Origin of the sequence: Phaeobacter sp. QD34_24, from assembly GCF_028890115.1 — a bacterium.
Lineage (GTDB): Bacteria > Pseudomonadota > Alphaproteobacteria > Rhodobacterales > Rhodobacteraceae > Phycobacter.
Window position 1 is genome coordinate 38640 of record NZ_JARCJD010000015.1, and the last position, 14683, is coordinate 53322.

A 14683-nucleotide genomic window follows, 5' to 3' on the forward strand; every position below is an offset into this window, starting at 1 on the left:
ACGCCGCGCCATGCTGCGGCCCGGGAATAGGAAGAATTCAATGCTGAAAGGTCTCACTTTTCTGCGAGGCGCCGCGACGGTGGCCCTGATGGCCCTGGCCGCACCCGCGCTCGCGGCACCCCATGCCAATACGGTGGTGGCTTCGGTCAATGGCGAAGAGATCACCCTGGGCCATATGATCATGGCGCGCGAGAACCTGCCGCAGCAGTACAAGCAACTGCCCGACGAGGTGCTCTACAACGCGATTCTCGATCAGCTGATCCAGCAGACCGCGCTGAAACAGCAGCTCAATGGCGAGGTGCCCCATTATGTGCAGCTCTCGGTCGAGAACGAATCCCGCGCCCTTCTGGCCGCCGATGTGATCGAAACCGTGATGGCGAACGCCGCGGGTGAAGAAGCGCTGCGCGCCGCCTATGACCGCAAGTATTCCACCGGCAACGGCGGCGATGAATTCCACGCCGCGCATATCCTGCTGGAAACCGAGGAAGAAGCGCGCGAAATCAAGGAAGAGCTAGACGACGGCGCCGATTTCGCCACCATGGCCAAGGCGCATTCCACCGGCCCCTCCGGCCCCAGTGGCGGCGATCTGGGCTGGTTTGGCCTTGGCAGCATGGTCCCCGAATTCGAAGAGGCGCTGCTGGCCATGCGCTCGGGGCAGATCTCCAACCCGGTACAGACTCAATTCGGCTGGCACGTGATTCTGCTACGCGAACGGCGCAAATCCGCCGCCCCCAGCTTTGACGAGGTGCGCGGCGAGTTGGAACAGGAACTGCGCACCCGCGCGGTCGAGGATCGCGTCAACGATTTGACCGCAGCCGCCAACATCCAACGCCCGGAAATCGAAGACCTGGACGTGTCGATCATCAAAGATCTCAGCCTGGTAAGGAACTGATCCAATGGCAAAATCCATGCCCGTCTCACCGCTTGCTCCGGCGGCATTTCCCGATCTGCCCCTGGTCAAGGGCGTGCGTTTTGCCACCGCCGCGGCAGGCGTCAAATACAAGGACCGCACCGATGTGATGCTGGCCGTTTTGGATCCGGGTGCGGCGGTTGCGGGCGTCTTCACCCGCTCCAAAACGCGGTCCGCACCGGTGCGGGACTGTCAGGCAAAGCTGGGCGGAGATACCGCAGGCGCTGCCGCCATTCTGGTCAACTCCGGCAACTCAAACGCCTTTACCGGCCACTATGGGCAGACTTCGGTGGCCGAAATCGTCGCCTCGGTCAGCCAGATCACCGGCGCGCCCCAATCGCGTGTCTTTACCGCATCGACCGGTGTCATCGGCGAACCGCTGCCGCATGAGCGGATCGTGGCAAAGATCGCAGAGCTGAACGACGGGCTGGACGAAAGCGCGGTGGAACGCGCTGCCGCCGCCATCATGACCACCGACACCTTTGCCAAGGGCGCCGGTGCCACGGTCACCATCAACGGAAAGACCGTGAACATCGCCGGAATCGCCAAAGGCTCCGGCATGATTGCCCCCGATATGGCCACCATGCTGGTCTATATCTTCACCGATGCCCAGGTCGAACAAGCCGCCCTGCAGGCGCAGCTGGCAGAGATCTGCAACAGCAGCTTCAACTGCATCACCGTGGACAGCGACACATCGACCTCGGACAGCCTGATGCTCTGCGCCACGGGGGCCTCTGGCGTGGACGCCACCGGCAACGCGGAATTCGCGCAGGCGCTGGAAGCCGTGATGATGGATCTGGCCCACCAGGTGGTGCGCGATGGCGAAGGCGCCACCAAGTTTGTCGAAATCCAGATCACCGGGGCCGTTTCCGATGCCGAGGCCAAGGTGCACGGCATGGCGATTGCCAACTCTCCGCTGGTCAAGACCGCCATCGCGGGTGAAGATCCGAACTGGGGACGCGTGGTGATGGCAATCGGCAAATCCGGTGCCGAGGCCGACCGGGACCGCCTGTCGATCTCCTTCGGCGATGTGCTGGTGGCCGAAAAGGGCTGGGTGGCCTCCTCCTACAAGGAAGAAGACGGTGCGGCCCAGATGAAGCAGGACGAGATCACCATCAAGGTCGATCTTGGCCTGGGGGACGGCTCCGCGACCGTCTGGACCTGCGATCTGACCCATCAGTACATCACCATCAACGCGGATTACCGGTCATGAAAACCATCCTCGTCTCAGCGGTCGCGCTGATCGACGTTGAAGGGCGGATCCTGCTGGCGCAGCGCCCTGAAGGCAAATCCATGGCCGGCCTGTGGGAATTTCCCGGTGGCAAGGTCGAAGCCGGGGAAACGCCGGAGGTAGCCCTGATCCGCGAGCTGGAAGAGGAACTGGGGATCAACACCTGGGCCTCTTGCCTGGCGCCCCTGACCTTTGCCAGCCACAGCTATGATGACTTCCATCTGCTGATGCCGCTGTTTGCCTGCCGCAAATGGGAGGGCATTCCCCAGGCCCGCGAAGGCCAGGTGCTGAAATGGGCGCGGCCGCAGGAGTTGCGCGACTATCCGATGCCGCCAGCAGACATTCCCCTGATCCCGATCCTGCGGGACTGGTTGTAAGGGGAACCACCGCAACACTTGCGACATGTCACGTTTTGATACCTGATCTTGGGTGATTTTACGATAGAAACACTAGCATTGGTGGGTTTCGCAGATGTTTGGCAATAGTTTGTTAACCAATTTGTCAAAAAATGGTCACACTATCGCGCAGTGAACCTCTCTCAACGTCTCCCTGAAGAAGGACCAGGGCTGCAACGGACCTGAATTTGGCAGAACCATCCTGGTCCGGGGCAGTTTCATACAGGCACATCACTTCCTACCGTGGCGGGGCAATATTATTCAGCCCCCCGGTTTCCTCCACGTCCACGGCACTACGAAGACCAACCACTCACGAGAAAGAGGGCAGCCTATCGGCTGCCCTCGACTCGTTTGAAAGGGGCGCTTTCACGGCAGGGACGCCGCCGCCCTTCGCCATCGCTGCAAAACCCGGGAAGCCCCCCTCCTGCCACATGAAAAAGCCCCGGACCATAGGTCCGGGGCTTTCTCTATCAGGTTGAACGCGTCGGGCGCGATCAGTCGAGCTGGCGGGCGACTTCCTGACGCTCGAAAATCTCGATGACATCGCCTGCGCGGATATCTTCGTAGTTCTCGAAGGCCATGCCGCATTCCTGACCGGACTGAACCTCGGACACTTCGTCCTTGAAACGCTTCAGCGTCTTCAGCGTGCCTTCGTGGATCACCACGTTGTCACGCAGCAGGCGCACACCGGCCGAGCGGCGGGCAACACCTTCGGTGACCAGACAGCCGGCGACCTTGCCGACGTTGGAAACCTTGAAGACGTCCTTGATCGTGGCGTAACCGATGAAGTTTTCCTTGATCTCGGCCGACAGCAGGCCAGAGGCCGCCGCCTTCACATCGTCCACCAGGTCATAGATCACCGAGTAATAGCGGATCTCCACGCCCTTCTGGTTGGCGGTATTGCGGGCCGAGGCATTGGCACGCACGTTGAAGCCAAAGACCGGCGCACCGGAGGCTTCGGCGAGGCCGATATCGGTTTCGGTGATGGCGCCGACGCCCGAGTGCAGCACGCGCACACGCACCTCGTCGTTGCCGATCTTCTCCATCGCCTGCACGATCGCCTCGGCAGACCCCTGCACGTCAGCCTTCACCAGGATCGGCAGCTCGGATACGTTCTCGTCTTCCTTGGCCTTGGCCATCAGCTGTTCCAGCGTGGTCGCGGCACCGGCGGCAGCGCGCTTGTCCTTGGCGGCCTGCTCACGGTAGGCGGCGATCTCGCGCGCCTGGGCTTCGGTCTCGGTCACGTTCAGCACATCGCCCGCTTCGGGGGTACCATTGAGACCGAGAACCTCGACCGGAACCGAGGGGCCGGCTTCCTTGACGCGATCACCCTTGTCGTTGATCAGCGCACGGACCTTACCGTATTGCTCTCCCACGACGAAGATATCGCCCTGGCGCAGGGTGCCGTTCTGAACCAGAACGGTGGCAACCGGGCCACGGCCCACATCCAGCTGCGCCTCGATCACGGCACCTTGGGCGGCGCGGTCGGGGTTGGCCTTCAGTTCCAGGATTTCCGCCTGCAGCGCGATGGCTTCGAGCAGCTCGTCCAGACCCTGGCCGGTATGGGCAGAGACTTCCACGTCCTGCACTTCACCGGACATGGCTTCCACGATCACCTCGTGCTGCAGCAGTTCGGCGCGCACCTTGTTGGCGTCGGCTGCCGGTTTGTCGATCTTGTTGATCGCCACGATCATCGGCACTTCGGCGGCCTTGGCGTGGTTGATCGCCTCGATGGTCTGCGGCATGACCGAGTCATCGGCTGCCACAACCAGAACAACGATATCCGTCACCTGGGCACCGCGCGAGCGCATCGAGGTAAAGGCCGCGTGGCCCGGTGTGTCGAGGAAGGTCAGCGTGGTGCCGCCCTCGGTCTTCACCTGATAGGCACCGATGTGCTGGGTGATGCCGCCGGCCTCGCCTGCCACGACGCGCGCATCGCGGATCGCATCCAGCAGCGAGGTCTTGCCGTGGTCGACGTGGCCCATGATGGTGATCACCGGCGGACGCGGCTGCAGGTCCTCTTCCTTGTCTTCGACCTCCTTGATGACGTCCTCGACGTCGGAGTCGGACACACGGACAACCTTGTGGCCAAATTCTTCGATGATCAGTTCAGCTGTGTCAGCGTCGATGGACTGGTTCTGCGTGACCATCATGCCCATCTGCATGAGCGATTTCACAACATCGCCAACACGTTCCGCCATGCGGTTCGCCAGTTCGGAGACCACGATGGTTTCCGGCAGCTGAACGTCGCGGATCACCTTTTCACGCTCGACCGAGCCACCCATCGCCTTCTGACGCGCACGCTCCTGCTTGCGCTTCATCGCGGCCATGGAGCGTTGACGCCCGCCTTCGCCAGTGGCCTGGCCCAGGGTCAGCTTGCCCGAACGGCGGCCTTCGTCGCGGCCCTTGCCGCCACGGCCGCGCTCTTCGCGCTCGCGGTCCGCTTTGCGCGGCGCGGGCTGAACGCCACCCTTGGGCGCACCACGACCGGCACCGGCGCCTGCGGGTTTCGCCTTGGCCGGTTCCTCGGCAGGTGCGGCAGCAGCACGCTTGGCCGCTTCTTCGGCTTCGCGGCGCTTGCGCTCTTCCTCTTCGGCCTTTTGACGGGCTTTTTCCTCGGCTTCGCGCTGTTCGCGTTCCTTGGCTTCCTGTTCGGCGCGGCGGCGCTCACGCTCTTCGGCGCGGGCCTTTTCCTCGGCCTCGCGCTGCGCGGCCTCTTCGGCCTCGCGGGCCTTGGCGGCCTGCAGCGCCTTCAGGCGGCGGGCCATTTCCGCATCAGTGATGCCAGCAGGGCGACGCGAACCATCGGTCGCAGGAGAGGAACCGCTGCCCCCCTTACCCGCACCCGGCTTGGGAACCACAACGCGCTTGCGCTTGGTTTCCACCACGACATTCTTGGTCCGCCCATGGCTGAAGCTCTGTTTCACGTTCCCAGGCCGGGAACCGCCACGCAAACCCAACGTCTTTTTGCCGTCACTATCGCTCATAAAGCTCTTTATCCTTCCGTGCGGCCCTTGCCGCCCACCATTTCGCGCAAACCCTGCAATCGTTGCGCTTCCTCTACAACACGTTTGCTGAGTCCACCAGAGGCAAGCGCCGCATGTATCACAGTTTGACGCCCAAATGCCATCCCCAGCTCATCCGCAGAGAGGCAACCGATGTATTTTCCCCGGTGGGGCGTACTCAGTTTCGATTTACCGCGCCCGGATCCATCGGACGCCTGAATCAGAACGGATGCCTCTTCCTTTAGCAGCCAATCCTTGACTTTTTCATAGCCGCCGACTGCATCGCCCGACTTGCGCGCCAGGCTGATCAGATCGACGAGACGACGCAGAACCTGACGCTCCACCTCGTCCACCAGCCCTTCGGGAACCTGCACCTGGGCCTTGAACCCACGGGCGAAGAGCTTCTTCTTGACCGCCGTTCCTAGGGCGGCGCGGCTCGCCGTCACGTAAACGCCACGACCGGGCAGTTTACCCAGCACATCGGCAACCACCTGACCATCCGGACCCAGCACAAAGCGGATGAGACCCTGTTTCGGTTGGATCTCACCTGTTGCAATGCACTTGCGCTCCGGACCGTCCGAGCGGTCTTTTGCGGCGCCTCCACGAGCCATTCAGTCTCTCCTTTTCAGAAAGCCGCCGGGATCAGGCCCCGGCGCCCTCCTCTTCGGATTCCTCGCCTTCGACGTCTTCTTCAGAGACTTCCGGCTCCAGCTCGGCGGGGTCCACCCAGCCCAAGAGAACGCGGGCGGTCATCACCATATCCTGGGCTTCTTCCAGCGACATGCCGAAGGGTTCCAGGATACCGTCGTCCTTGATGCGCTCGCCGCCATCGGTGGTCCAGCCACCGGCCAGTTCCCAGTCGGCGCAGGTGGCAAAGTCCTCAAGCGACAGGATGCCATCCTTGGCCAGCGCCTCCACCATCTGGGGTGTGAGACCATCAAAGTCAATGAGGCTGTCCTCGGCGCCCAATGCACGGGCGGCATCGATGGCGGCCTTGGCCTGTGCTTCAAGGTAGTCGCGGGCGCGGGCCTGCAGCTCCTCGGCGGTGCCTTCGTCGACACCATCGATGACCAAGAGTTCGTCCAGCTCGACGTAGCCGACCTCTTCGAGGTTGGTGAAGCCTTCGGAGACGAGCAACTGGGCAAAGAACTCGTCCAGATCCAGGGTTTCCATGAACAGCGCAGTGCGGGCCTCGAATTCCTTCTGGCGGCGCGCCGATTCCTCTTCCTCGGTCATGATGTCGATGTCGAGACCGGTCAGCTGCGACGCCAGGCGCACGTTCTGACCGCGGCGGCCGATGGCAAGGCTCAGCTGTTCCTCGGGGACGACGACCTCGATCTTGCCGGCCTCTTCGTCCAGAACCACCTTGGTGACTTCTGCGGGCTGCAGCGCGTTCACCAGGAAAGTCGGCTGGTCTTCGTTCCACGGGATGATGTCGATCTTTTCACCCTGCAGCTCGTTCACCACGGCCTGCACACGGCTGCCGCGCATACCGACACAGGCGCCGACGGGGTCGATGGAACCATCATAGGAAATCACGGCGATCTTGGCGCGCGAACCGGGATCCCGGGCCACGGCCTTGATCTCGATGATGCCGTCATAGATTTCCGGCACTTCCATCTTGAACAGCTCGGCCATGAATTCCGGCGCGGTGCGGCTGAGGAAGATCTGCGGGCCGCGCGGCTCGCGGCGCACGTCCTTGATGTAGCAGCGGATGCGGTCGTTCGGGCGGTAGCTTTCGCGGCCGATCTTTTCGTTGCGGCGCAGAATCGCTTCGCCCGCACCCACATCGACGATGACGTTGCCGAATTCCTCGCGCTTGACGAGACCGTTGATGATGGAGCCCGCGCGGTCCTTGAATTCCTCGTACTGGCGGTCACGCTCTGCTTCGCGCACCTTCTGCAGGATCACCTGCTTGGCCGACTGTGCCGCGATACGGCCCATTTCCACCGGCGGAACCTCTTCCACATAGGTGTCGCCCACCGCTGGGTTTTCCATGTACTGCTTGGCCTGCTCGACGGTCATCTCGGCCTGGTAGTTCTCCAGGTCCTCATCCGCAACGACCGAACGCACGCGGGTGAAGGTCGCCTTGCCGGTCTTGCGGTCGATGGACACGCGGATGTCCATCTCGCTGCCGTAGCGGCTCTTGGCCGCCCTGGCGAGGCTTTCTTCCATGGCTTCGACCACCAGGCCGGGGTCGATCATTTTTTCGCGCGCCACGGCTTCGGCGGTTTGCAACAGCTCAAGCTGGTTTGCAGAGGTGATGGCCATTACTTGTTCTCCTCTTCGGACCCTTCGGTCACCTCGCCCTCAAGGGGCGTATCTTCGATAACGTCGTCAAAAGCATCTTCGTTCAGCGTGCCGGCGGCCTTGCGCTGGCGCAGCATTTCCTTGATCAGATCGTCGGTCAGCACCAGCTTGGCATCGCTCAGCCAGTCGAATTTCAGACCGATGGTCACGGTTTCGCCGTGTTCCTCGATATTGATCAGAACCTCGTCATCCTCGATCCCGGCCAACTCCCCCTTGAAGCGGCGGCGTCCGTCGATCAGCTCGGCGGTTTCCAGCTTGGCTTCGTAGCCTTCGAACATGTCGAAGTCCTTGAGGCGCGTCAGGGGGCGGTCGATGCCAGGGCTGGAAACCTCCAGCGCATAGGCATCCAGGATCGGGTCTTCGACATCCAGCACGGCGCTGACCGCATTCGAGATCTCGGCGCAATCATCCACCTCGATGCCACCATCGGGCTTGTCGGCCATGATCTGCAGGGTCGTCGTCTTGCCGGACATCAGCCGGATGCGGACCAGCTCATAGCCCATATCCTCGATCACCGGGGTGATGATCTCGGCAAGGCGGCGGTCAATCGCGGCTTTGGCAATCAGGTCGTTGGTCATTCGGCTTCCAGCTGTCTTTCAGACACAAAAAAACGGGCGCGCGGCCCGTTGAAATTTCCGGTGGAGCTTTGGACCAGAGCCCAACGCGCCGCTGTTGTGCAAGGCATATACGCGTGATGGGGCGAATCTGCAAGGAGAAGTTCAGAAACCGCCCAGCGCCCGGCTCAGATCCGCCACCAGCGTTCGGCAATCCGGCCGTCATCCAGGGCTGTGCGGCTGCCAACGGTGCGGGGAATGCCCACGTCAGAGCGCGCCGCCAGCGCCATGTCGCTGGCCGAGGGATGATACAGGAAGCCGCCCTTTTCGATCAGCCCTTCGGGTGCGGGCAGGGCCGCCACATCCACATAGCCATCGCGCAGGGCCTCGGCGCGCACCGCGGCGTCGGGGATCACGATCACCTCGATGCTTTCTACCCAGCCCGCCTGGCCGGTCTTGTAATGGTCCGCAACCTTGGCGGCACGGAAGTGCCGTCCGTCCTGCGCGCGTTCCACCCGGTAGCAGCCAGTGCCCACCGCCTGCGCCAGCGGCAGATCGCGCTGCCCCGCCGGGGCAATCACCAGTTCGGGATTGGCCAGCAGGTAAGGCAGATGCGGGTTTGCGGCCTGCAGCTGGATCTCGATCCGGTGGTCAGCGATCTGCTGCACCAGCGCAACCTCGGCGCCGTCGATGCCGCGTCCACTCAGCGAGGCGACCACATCAGCAGCCGTCATGGCCGCGTCATCATGAAACCGCACGTCGCTGCGCAGATCGAAGGACCAGCTGCGGGCATCCTCGCTGCTGTGCCAGCTCTCGGCCAACTCGGCCCGCAAGACACCATCCGGCGCGATCTCGGTCAGCGTATCGAACACCGCCCCGCGCGCCACCTGCTCCATCAGCCCATCCTGACGCGGCACCGCCAGACGCAGCACGCCACCCGACCGGGGCGCCGCCGCCAGCGAGGTTCCCGTGGCCGCCAGCAAAGCGGCAGCCGCACCAGAGGTGAACAGCGCGCGGCGGTCGATACGGGTCATGGCAACAGCTCCTCGGCAATCCGGTCCATCGTGCGCACCAGTTCGGCGCTGATTCCCGGCTCTGACAAGGCATGCCCTGCATTGCGGATCATTTTCAACTCTGCATTTGGCCACAGTTCGTTCAGGCGCCAGGCCGAGGTCGGCGGGCAGATCATGTCATAACGTCCCTGAACGATGACCCCGGGGATATGCGAAATCCGCCCCATATTGGCGAGGATCTGACCGTCGAAATCCAGGAAGCCGCCATTGATGAAATAGTGATTCTCCAGCCGGGCAAAGGCGCGGGCGTAATCGCCGGGGCTTTCGCCGCCATGGCCGTTGGAATGGACCGAGGCCAGCGCGTTCTCCCAAGCCGACCAGGCCCGGCCAAAGCGGATCTCCTCGCTCACGTCGCCAGAGAACAGCCGTCTGTTATAGGCCGCGATCATGTCGCCGCGTTCCGCATCCGGGATCAGCGAGACGAAGCGCTGCCAAGTTTCCGGCCAGAACCGACCCGCGCCACCGCCATAGAACCAGTCCAGCTCACCTTTGGTCATCAGGAAGACGCCGCGCAGAATCATCCGCTGTACCCGGTCCGGGTGGGTCTGCGCATAGATCAGCGCCAGCGTCGCGCCCCAGCTGCCGCCGAACAACAGCCATGTGTCGATCTCCAGCGCGCGCCGGATCTCTTCCATATCGGCCACCAGATGCCAGGTCGTGTTGTTCTCGCAAGAGGCATGCGGGCGCGAGCGGCCACAGCCGCGCTGATCAAAGAGAATCACCCGGTAGACCTTGGGATCGAAATAGCGCCGCATCGCCGGGCTGCTGCCGCCACCCGGCCCGCCGTGGCAAACCACCACGGGGATGCCATCGGGGTTGCCGGATTGCTCTACATAGATGCTGTGACCCTGCCCAACATCCAGCATACGCTGGTCGAAGGCATCGACCGGAGGAAAAAGATACTGCACTGCGCGCTTTTGGTCCGAGTATTTGTCCATTACTGACCTAACTAGTCTTATCGGTACAAAAGAACACACGGAGACAGGAATGCAAGCGCCTCAGTCCACGGTAGATCCGTCCGAAATCGCCAAATTCGAAGCAATGGCCGCGGAATGGTGGGATCCGAATGGCAAGTTCAAGCCGCTCCATATGCTCAATCCCTGCCGCCTGGACTATATCACCAGCCAGATCGCGGGCGAATTTGGCCGGGACTTGACGCAGCCGGACCCCTTCAAGGGGCTACGGTTGCTGGACATCGGCTGTGGCGGCGGGCTGTTGTCGGAACCCATGGCGCGATTGGGGGCCGAGGTGGTGGGCGCCGATGCCGCCGCCGGGAACCTGCCGGTGGCCCGCATTCACGCCGAACAATCCGGTCTTGAGATCGATTATCGCCACACCACAGCCGAGGCGCTTGCCGAGGCGGGCGAACAGTTCGACGTGGTCCTGAACATGGAAGTGGTGGAACATGTGGCCGACCCCTTGAGCTATCTGACGGCCACGCAAGAGCTGCTGAAACCGGGCGGCCTGCAGATCTGTTCGACCATCAACCGCAATCCCAAAAGCTACATGATGGCGATCTTCGGCGCCGAGGTGGTGATGCGCTGGTTGCCACGCGGCACCCATGAATGGCACAAGTTCATCACCCCGGACGAATTGTTCGACCTCCTGCGCAAGGCAGGGCTGGATCCGGTGGACCGCAAGGGGTTCGTCTTCAACCCGGTCACCTGGGGCTGGTCGATTTCCCCGCGGGATCTGTCGGTCAACTACGTCACCGCCAGCGTGAAACCCGGCTAAAGCTCAGAAAAGAATGGCCCCAGAACCCCAATCCTATACGAAAGGATAGGTCTCTATCCTTTTACGTGCCTTGGCCCGCATGGCTGAATGACGTATTCACTGACCGTTCGGTTGGATTTATCAACCGGCGCCGGGCACAGGCCCAGAACCGAGTGAATGCTGTCCCGTAGGTTTTTCGACGTTTCCTGCAAAGACGCGTCACCACTCACGGACCCGGACGGGATGAATAGAGAAAGGGACGCCTTAGCTGAGGCGTCCCTTTTTTCTGGCGCAGCAGTGCTCACTAACGTCTTGTCATCCTAGACCGTTGCCTACGCGATCTAAGACAATGCCATAGGACAGCGCAGGGCCAGGATATCACCAATCGCCAATCCTGAGTTTGATGCTGCGGAAATATCGACCGCGGCGAAACGCGACGCAAAACTATCACTCCTAAATGATTGCAAAGTTGTCCCACCAGCCGGCCACCTCGTTTCACGATCCACGCCTTCGTCATCCCGTGTCTTGAACAAAAACTGGACTTGAACGCCATTTCGCACGCCACGGGTATTGACTGCTACCTTCACTCCAATCACGCAGATGTCTTCATCAAAGCCAATCGAAATTGTGGACATCTCTTCCCCGTCACCGGTCACTGAATTCTTAGCCGTTCTCGGCCGCAACACCTTCGCAGATATGGTCACTCCATCGAAGAACGCGCTCTCTCGTTCAAGATTTGCAGCGGAATAGAAACCCCTTGCAACCAGCGCCTCCTCAAAAGGAATGTGAAGGTAGTTTGTCTCGGAAACACCTTCGGCGGATACAATTGACGCTGCAACAAATGGAGCGCCGACAATAGCCGACAACAATAGCAGAAGCGTTTTGACAAGCTGCAAGACGAATGATCTCCAATGACTTCACATGAACGGTTCATTGTTTTCGGTATCGAACCTACCCTTTCGACCCCCAGCCGAAAATCATCAAGAACACTGAGACGCAGAGTATTCACGGTTATAGCGCCCGCGCTGTGGTGATCGCTTTCCAACACGATCCCACATCGCACTCTTTTCTGGAACACATGGCCCTAGGCTCAGGACCCATTGATCCTACGCCAATGCGCCGATCAATCGTCTTCCAGCTTGGCGCGCAGCTCTCTCAGGATCGGAAGGGCGGCACGGACGCGGTCGCCACCCAGTTCTTCCACCACTTCGGAGATCACCGGCACGATGCTGGCTAAAGCCGCATCGCGGGCTTGACGACCGGCGGGGCTGATCGCCACCATCTTGCGGCGGGCATCGTCCCAGTCGGGGCGGATGTGCACATATCCCGCCACTTCAAGCTTGTTCAGCGTATTTGTCATGGCGCCGCGGGTGACGTGGAAGGCCTTGGCCAATTGTGCAGGCGACCGCTCCAGCCCGGCACGCGCCAGATGGTTCAGCACCGAGAAATGCGACAGTTCCATTCCCTTGGGCAAGGCCTTGCCCAGCCGTGACTTGGCCAGTTGTTCGGCCATCAGGATTTCGCTGAACAGCGAAACGGCCAGGGCATGTGATTCTTCCATCAGGGTCCGTCGAACTCTCGGTCATGGGTGAGCGCAGGAACACGTTTGCGTGCTTGTGCCACTTTTCCCATGTCGAGATCAACGCAGACAATCCCCGGATCGGTACCCGCATCGGCCAGGATCTCTCCCCAGGGCGCCACGATCAAAGAATGCCCATATGTGCGGCGTGCGGCCCCCCGGCTGGCCTTGTGAGTGCCGGTCTGGGCAGGCGCCAGAACATAACAGCCCGTCTCGATCGCGCGGGCTTGCAGAAGCGCGTGCCAATGGGCCGCGCCGGTCACATGCGAAAACGCCGCCGGAGCGGTCAGGATCTGAGCCCCGCCCTTTGCCAGCGCCCGGTGAAGATGGGGAAAGCGCACATCGTAGCAGATGGTCATCCCGATCCTGGCAAAAGGCGTATCCGCCACAACCGCGCGGGTGCCGGGACGGTAGCCATCGGATTCGCGGTAGGTTTCCTCGGGCGTCATCTCCACATCAAACATGTGGATCTTGTCATAACGCGCGGTGATCTCTCCCTCCGGCGAGATCAGGAACTGGCGATTGGCAAATCGCCCGTCCGCATCATGAGTCTTCACGCCAAGCGAGCCGATCAGCAGCCAGACCCCAAGCTTTGCGGCTTCATCCCGCAGGGCGGCAAGGGTCGGATCGTCTTCCTCGTGGCACAGAATAGCCTTCTGATGGCTGCGGCTGGTCGACAGGCAATTGGTGACCTCGGGGGTCAATATGAACCCCGCCCCTTTTGCCACGGCGTCCCCCATCATCCGCCGCACCGTGTCGAGGTTTTCGGCGGGATCGTCGCTTGATGTCATCTGCAGCAGCGCGGCGCGCATGGGGCGGGTCTCCTGGGTCAGTCGGCCAGAAGCGCGTCCAGTTTACCGGCCTGCTCCAGCGCATAAAGATCGTCACAGCCGCCCACATGGGTCTCTCCGATGAAGATCTGCGGCACGGTGCGGCCCCCGTTTGCACGCTGGATCATCTCGGGTTTGCGGCCGGGGTTCATCATAACGTCGACCTCGGAAAAGGTCACACCCTTCTGTTTCAAAAGCCGTTTTGCAGCGTGGCAAAAGCCGCACAGGGGCGAGGTGTAGATTTCCACCGGTTTCATAGAGGTCTCCAAAACATTCCGATTTTCGCGTTTGTCGGCGATATGGGGACGCAATGCAATCATTGCCACCCGGCAAACCGCTGCGATCACGCACGCGTGACGCGGGCCAGAACCACGACGCGCACCTCGGAAGCCCCGGCGCGCAGACAGGCATCCGTGCAGGCCGACAGGGTCGCCCCGGATGTCATCACATCATCCACCAGAAGAACGCAGCGCCCCCTGACCTGTGCATTGTGGCGCGCGGGCAGCTGGATCGCCTCGGCCAGCAGTTCAAAGCGTTCGGTGCGAGACCTGCCGTCCAAGGAGGGAGTCTTGCGCCCCCGGCGCAGAAGATCCGGCCAGTACTCCAGGCCTGTCCGGTTTGCCAGCGCCTCTGCCAGAAGGGCGGATTGATTGTAACGGCGTTTCAACAGACGGCGCCAATGCAACGGCACCGGGCAGACCAGCGGGTTGTCCCGCAACAGCGGCAAGGCCGCCCGCGCCATCCAACCCGCAGCATGCGCGGCGATATCCATCCGATCCCCGTGTTTCAGCGCCAGCACCAGCTCGCGGGCCTTGCCGCCGTAGATCAGCGCAGATCGTCCCTGGCTCCAGGGCCGCGGATGGACCATGCAGTCGTCGCATTCGACCCGAAACCCATCGCATTCCCCTGGCAGCGGCACCCCGCAGCCCTCGCAGACGGTGCCAGAGGTGAACTCCGTATCGCTCCAGCAGGATCCACACAGGCCCGGTTCCTGATCGACCAGCGTTCCGCAGCCCAGACACTGCGGCGGATAGACCAGTGAAACAGCGGTTTGAAACCGCGCATGCAACATATAAGTATCCC

General features: G+C 61.9%; 15 protein-coding genes. 4 read left to right on the top strand and 11 right to left on the bottom strand.

Annotation, left to right across the window (positions count from 1 at the left end; translation table 11 throughout):
• Nucleotides 1–40 precede the first annotated feature (40 nt).
• The 3 genes from PXK07_RS13065 to mutT are packed head-to-tail and all read left to right on the top strand — an operon-like array spanning nucleotide 41 to nucleotide 2518.
• On the top strand, nucleotides 41–892 hold the full coding sequence (locus PXK07_RS13065; protein WP_274848761.1) for a peptidylprolyl isomerase: 852 nt from the start codon (nucleotides 41–43) through the stop codon (nucleotides 890–892).
• A 4-nt stretch (nucleotides 893–896) separates the two neighbouring features.
• Nucleotides 897–2123 (top strand): bifunctional glutamate N-acetyltransferase/amino-acid acetyltransferase ArgJ, encoded by a 1227-nt coding sequence (gene argJ / locus PXK07_RS13070; RefSeq protein ID WP_274848762.1) that lies wholly within the window; start codon nucleotides 897–899, stop codon nucleotides 2121–2123.
• Complete coding sequence (mutT, locus tag PXK07_RS13075) at nucleotides 2120–2518, top strand: 8-oxo-dGTP diphosphatase MutT (protein WP_274848763.1); 399 nt, start codon at nucleotides 2120–2122, stop codon at nucleotides 2516–2518. Before argJ ends, mutT begins: the two co-directional genes overlap by 4 nt.
• Nucleotides 2519–3030: 512 nt before the next feature.
• Here mutT and infB read toward each other — a convergent pair.
• From infB to pip, 6 genes are all read right to left on the bottom strand, one after another.
• On the bottom strand, nucleotides 3031–5523 hold the full coding sequence (infB, locus tag PXK07_RS13080; protein ID WP_274848764.1) for a translation initiation factor IF-2: 2493 nt from the start codon (nucleotides 5521–5523) through the stop codon (nucleotides 3031–3033).
• 8 nt (nucleotides 5524–5531) lie between these two features.
• Entirely contained in the window at nucleotides 5532–6152 is a 621-nt protein-coding gene (locus PXK07_RS13085; protein ID WP_274848765.1) for an RNA-binding protein, read from the bottom strand.
• Between the two features lie 31 nt (nucleotides 6153–6183).
• The gene (nusA, locus tag PXK07_RS13090; protein WP_274848766.1) at nucleotides 6184–7812 is read right to left on the bottom strand and encodes a transcription termination factor NusA; all 1629 of its coding nucleotides are present in this window, start codon (nucleotides 7810–7812) and stop codon (nucleotides 6184–6186) included.
• A complete protein-coding gene (gene rimP, locus PXK07_RS13095; RefSeq protein ID WP_274848768.1) occupies nucleotides 7812–8429 on the bottom strand; it encodes a ribosome maturation factor RimP in 618 nt (205 codons plus the stop codon). Before rimP ends, nusA begins: the two co-directional genes overlap by 1 nt.
• Nucleotides 8430–8593: 164 nt before the next feature.
• Complete coding sequence (locus PXK07_RS13100; protein WP_274848769.1) at nucleotides 8594–9439, bottom strand: ABC transporter substrate-binding protein; 846 nt, start codon at nucleotides 9437–9439, stop codon at nucleotides 8594–8596.
• Nucleotides 9436–10416 carry a prolyl aminopeptidase gene (gene pip, locus PXK07_RS13105; RefSeq protein ID WP_274848770.1) on the bottom strand — a complete coding sequence of 327 codons (981 nt, stop codon included), beginning with the start codon at nucleotides 10414–10416 and terminating at the stop codon, nucleotides 9436–9438. Before pip ends, PXK07_RS13100 begins: the two co-directional genes overlap by 4 nt.
• 49 nt (nucleotides 10417–10465) lie before the next feature.
• On the opposite strand from pip, the gene ubiG reads away from it, so the two are divergent.
• On the top strand, nucleotides 10466–11212 hold the full coding sequence (gene ubiG / locus PXK07_RS13110) for a bifunctional 2-polyprenyl-6-hydroxyphenol methylase/3-demethylubiquinol 3-O-methyltransferase UbiG (RefSeq protein ID WP_274848771.1): 747 nt from the start codon (nucleotides 10466–10468) through the stop codon (nucleotides 11210–11212).
• Nucleotides 11213–11532: 320 nt separating this feature from the next.
• Here ubiG and PXK07_RS13115 read toward each other — a convergent pair whose 3' ends face one another.
• From PXK07_RS13115 to PXK07_RS13135, 5 genes are all read right to left on the bottom strand, one after another.
• The gene (locus PXK07_RS13115) at nucleotides 11533–12087 is read right to left on the bottom strand and encodes a hypothetical protein (protein WP_274848772.1); all 555 of its coding nucleotides are present in this window, start codon (nucleotides 12085–12087) and stop codon (nucleotides 11533–11535) included.
• Nucleotides 12088–12314: 227 nt separating this feature from the next.
• A complete protein-coding gene (locus PXK07_RS13120) occupies nucleotides 12315–12752 on the bottom strand; it encodes a MarR family winged helix-turn-helix transcriptional regulator (RefSeq protein ID WP_274848773.1) in 438 nt (145 codons plus the stop codon).
• Nucleotides 12752–13582: a carbon-nitrogen hydrolase family protein gene (locus PXK07_RS13125; protein ID WP_274848774.1), complete on the bottom strand. Its 831-nt coding sequence runs from the start codon at nucleotides 13580–13582 to the stop codon at nucleotides 12752–12754. Before PXK07_RS13125 ends, PXK07_RS13120 begins: the two co-directional genes overlap by 1 nt.
• A 17-nt stretch (nucleotides 13583–13599) precedes the next feature.
• Nucleotides 13600–13857: a glutaredoxin 3 gene (grxC, locus tag PXK07_RS13130; protein WP_274848775.1), complete on the bottom strand. Its 258-nt coding sequence runs from the start codon at nucleotides 13855–13857 to the stop codon at nucleotides 13600–13602.
• A gap of 86 nt (nucleotides 13858–13943) precedes the next feature.
• Nucleotides 13944–14672 carry a ComF family protein gene (locus PXK07_RS13135; protein WP_274848776.1) on the bottom strand — a complete coding sequence of 243 codons (729 nt, stop codon included), beginning with the start codon at nucleotides 14670–14672 and terminating at the stop codon, nucleotides 13944–13946.
• Nucleotides 14673–14683: the final 11 nt, after the last annotated feature.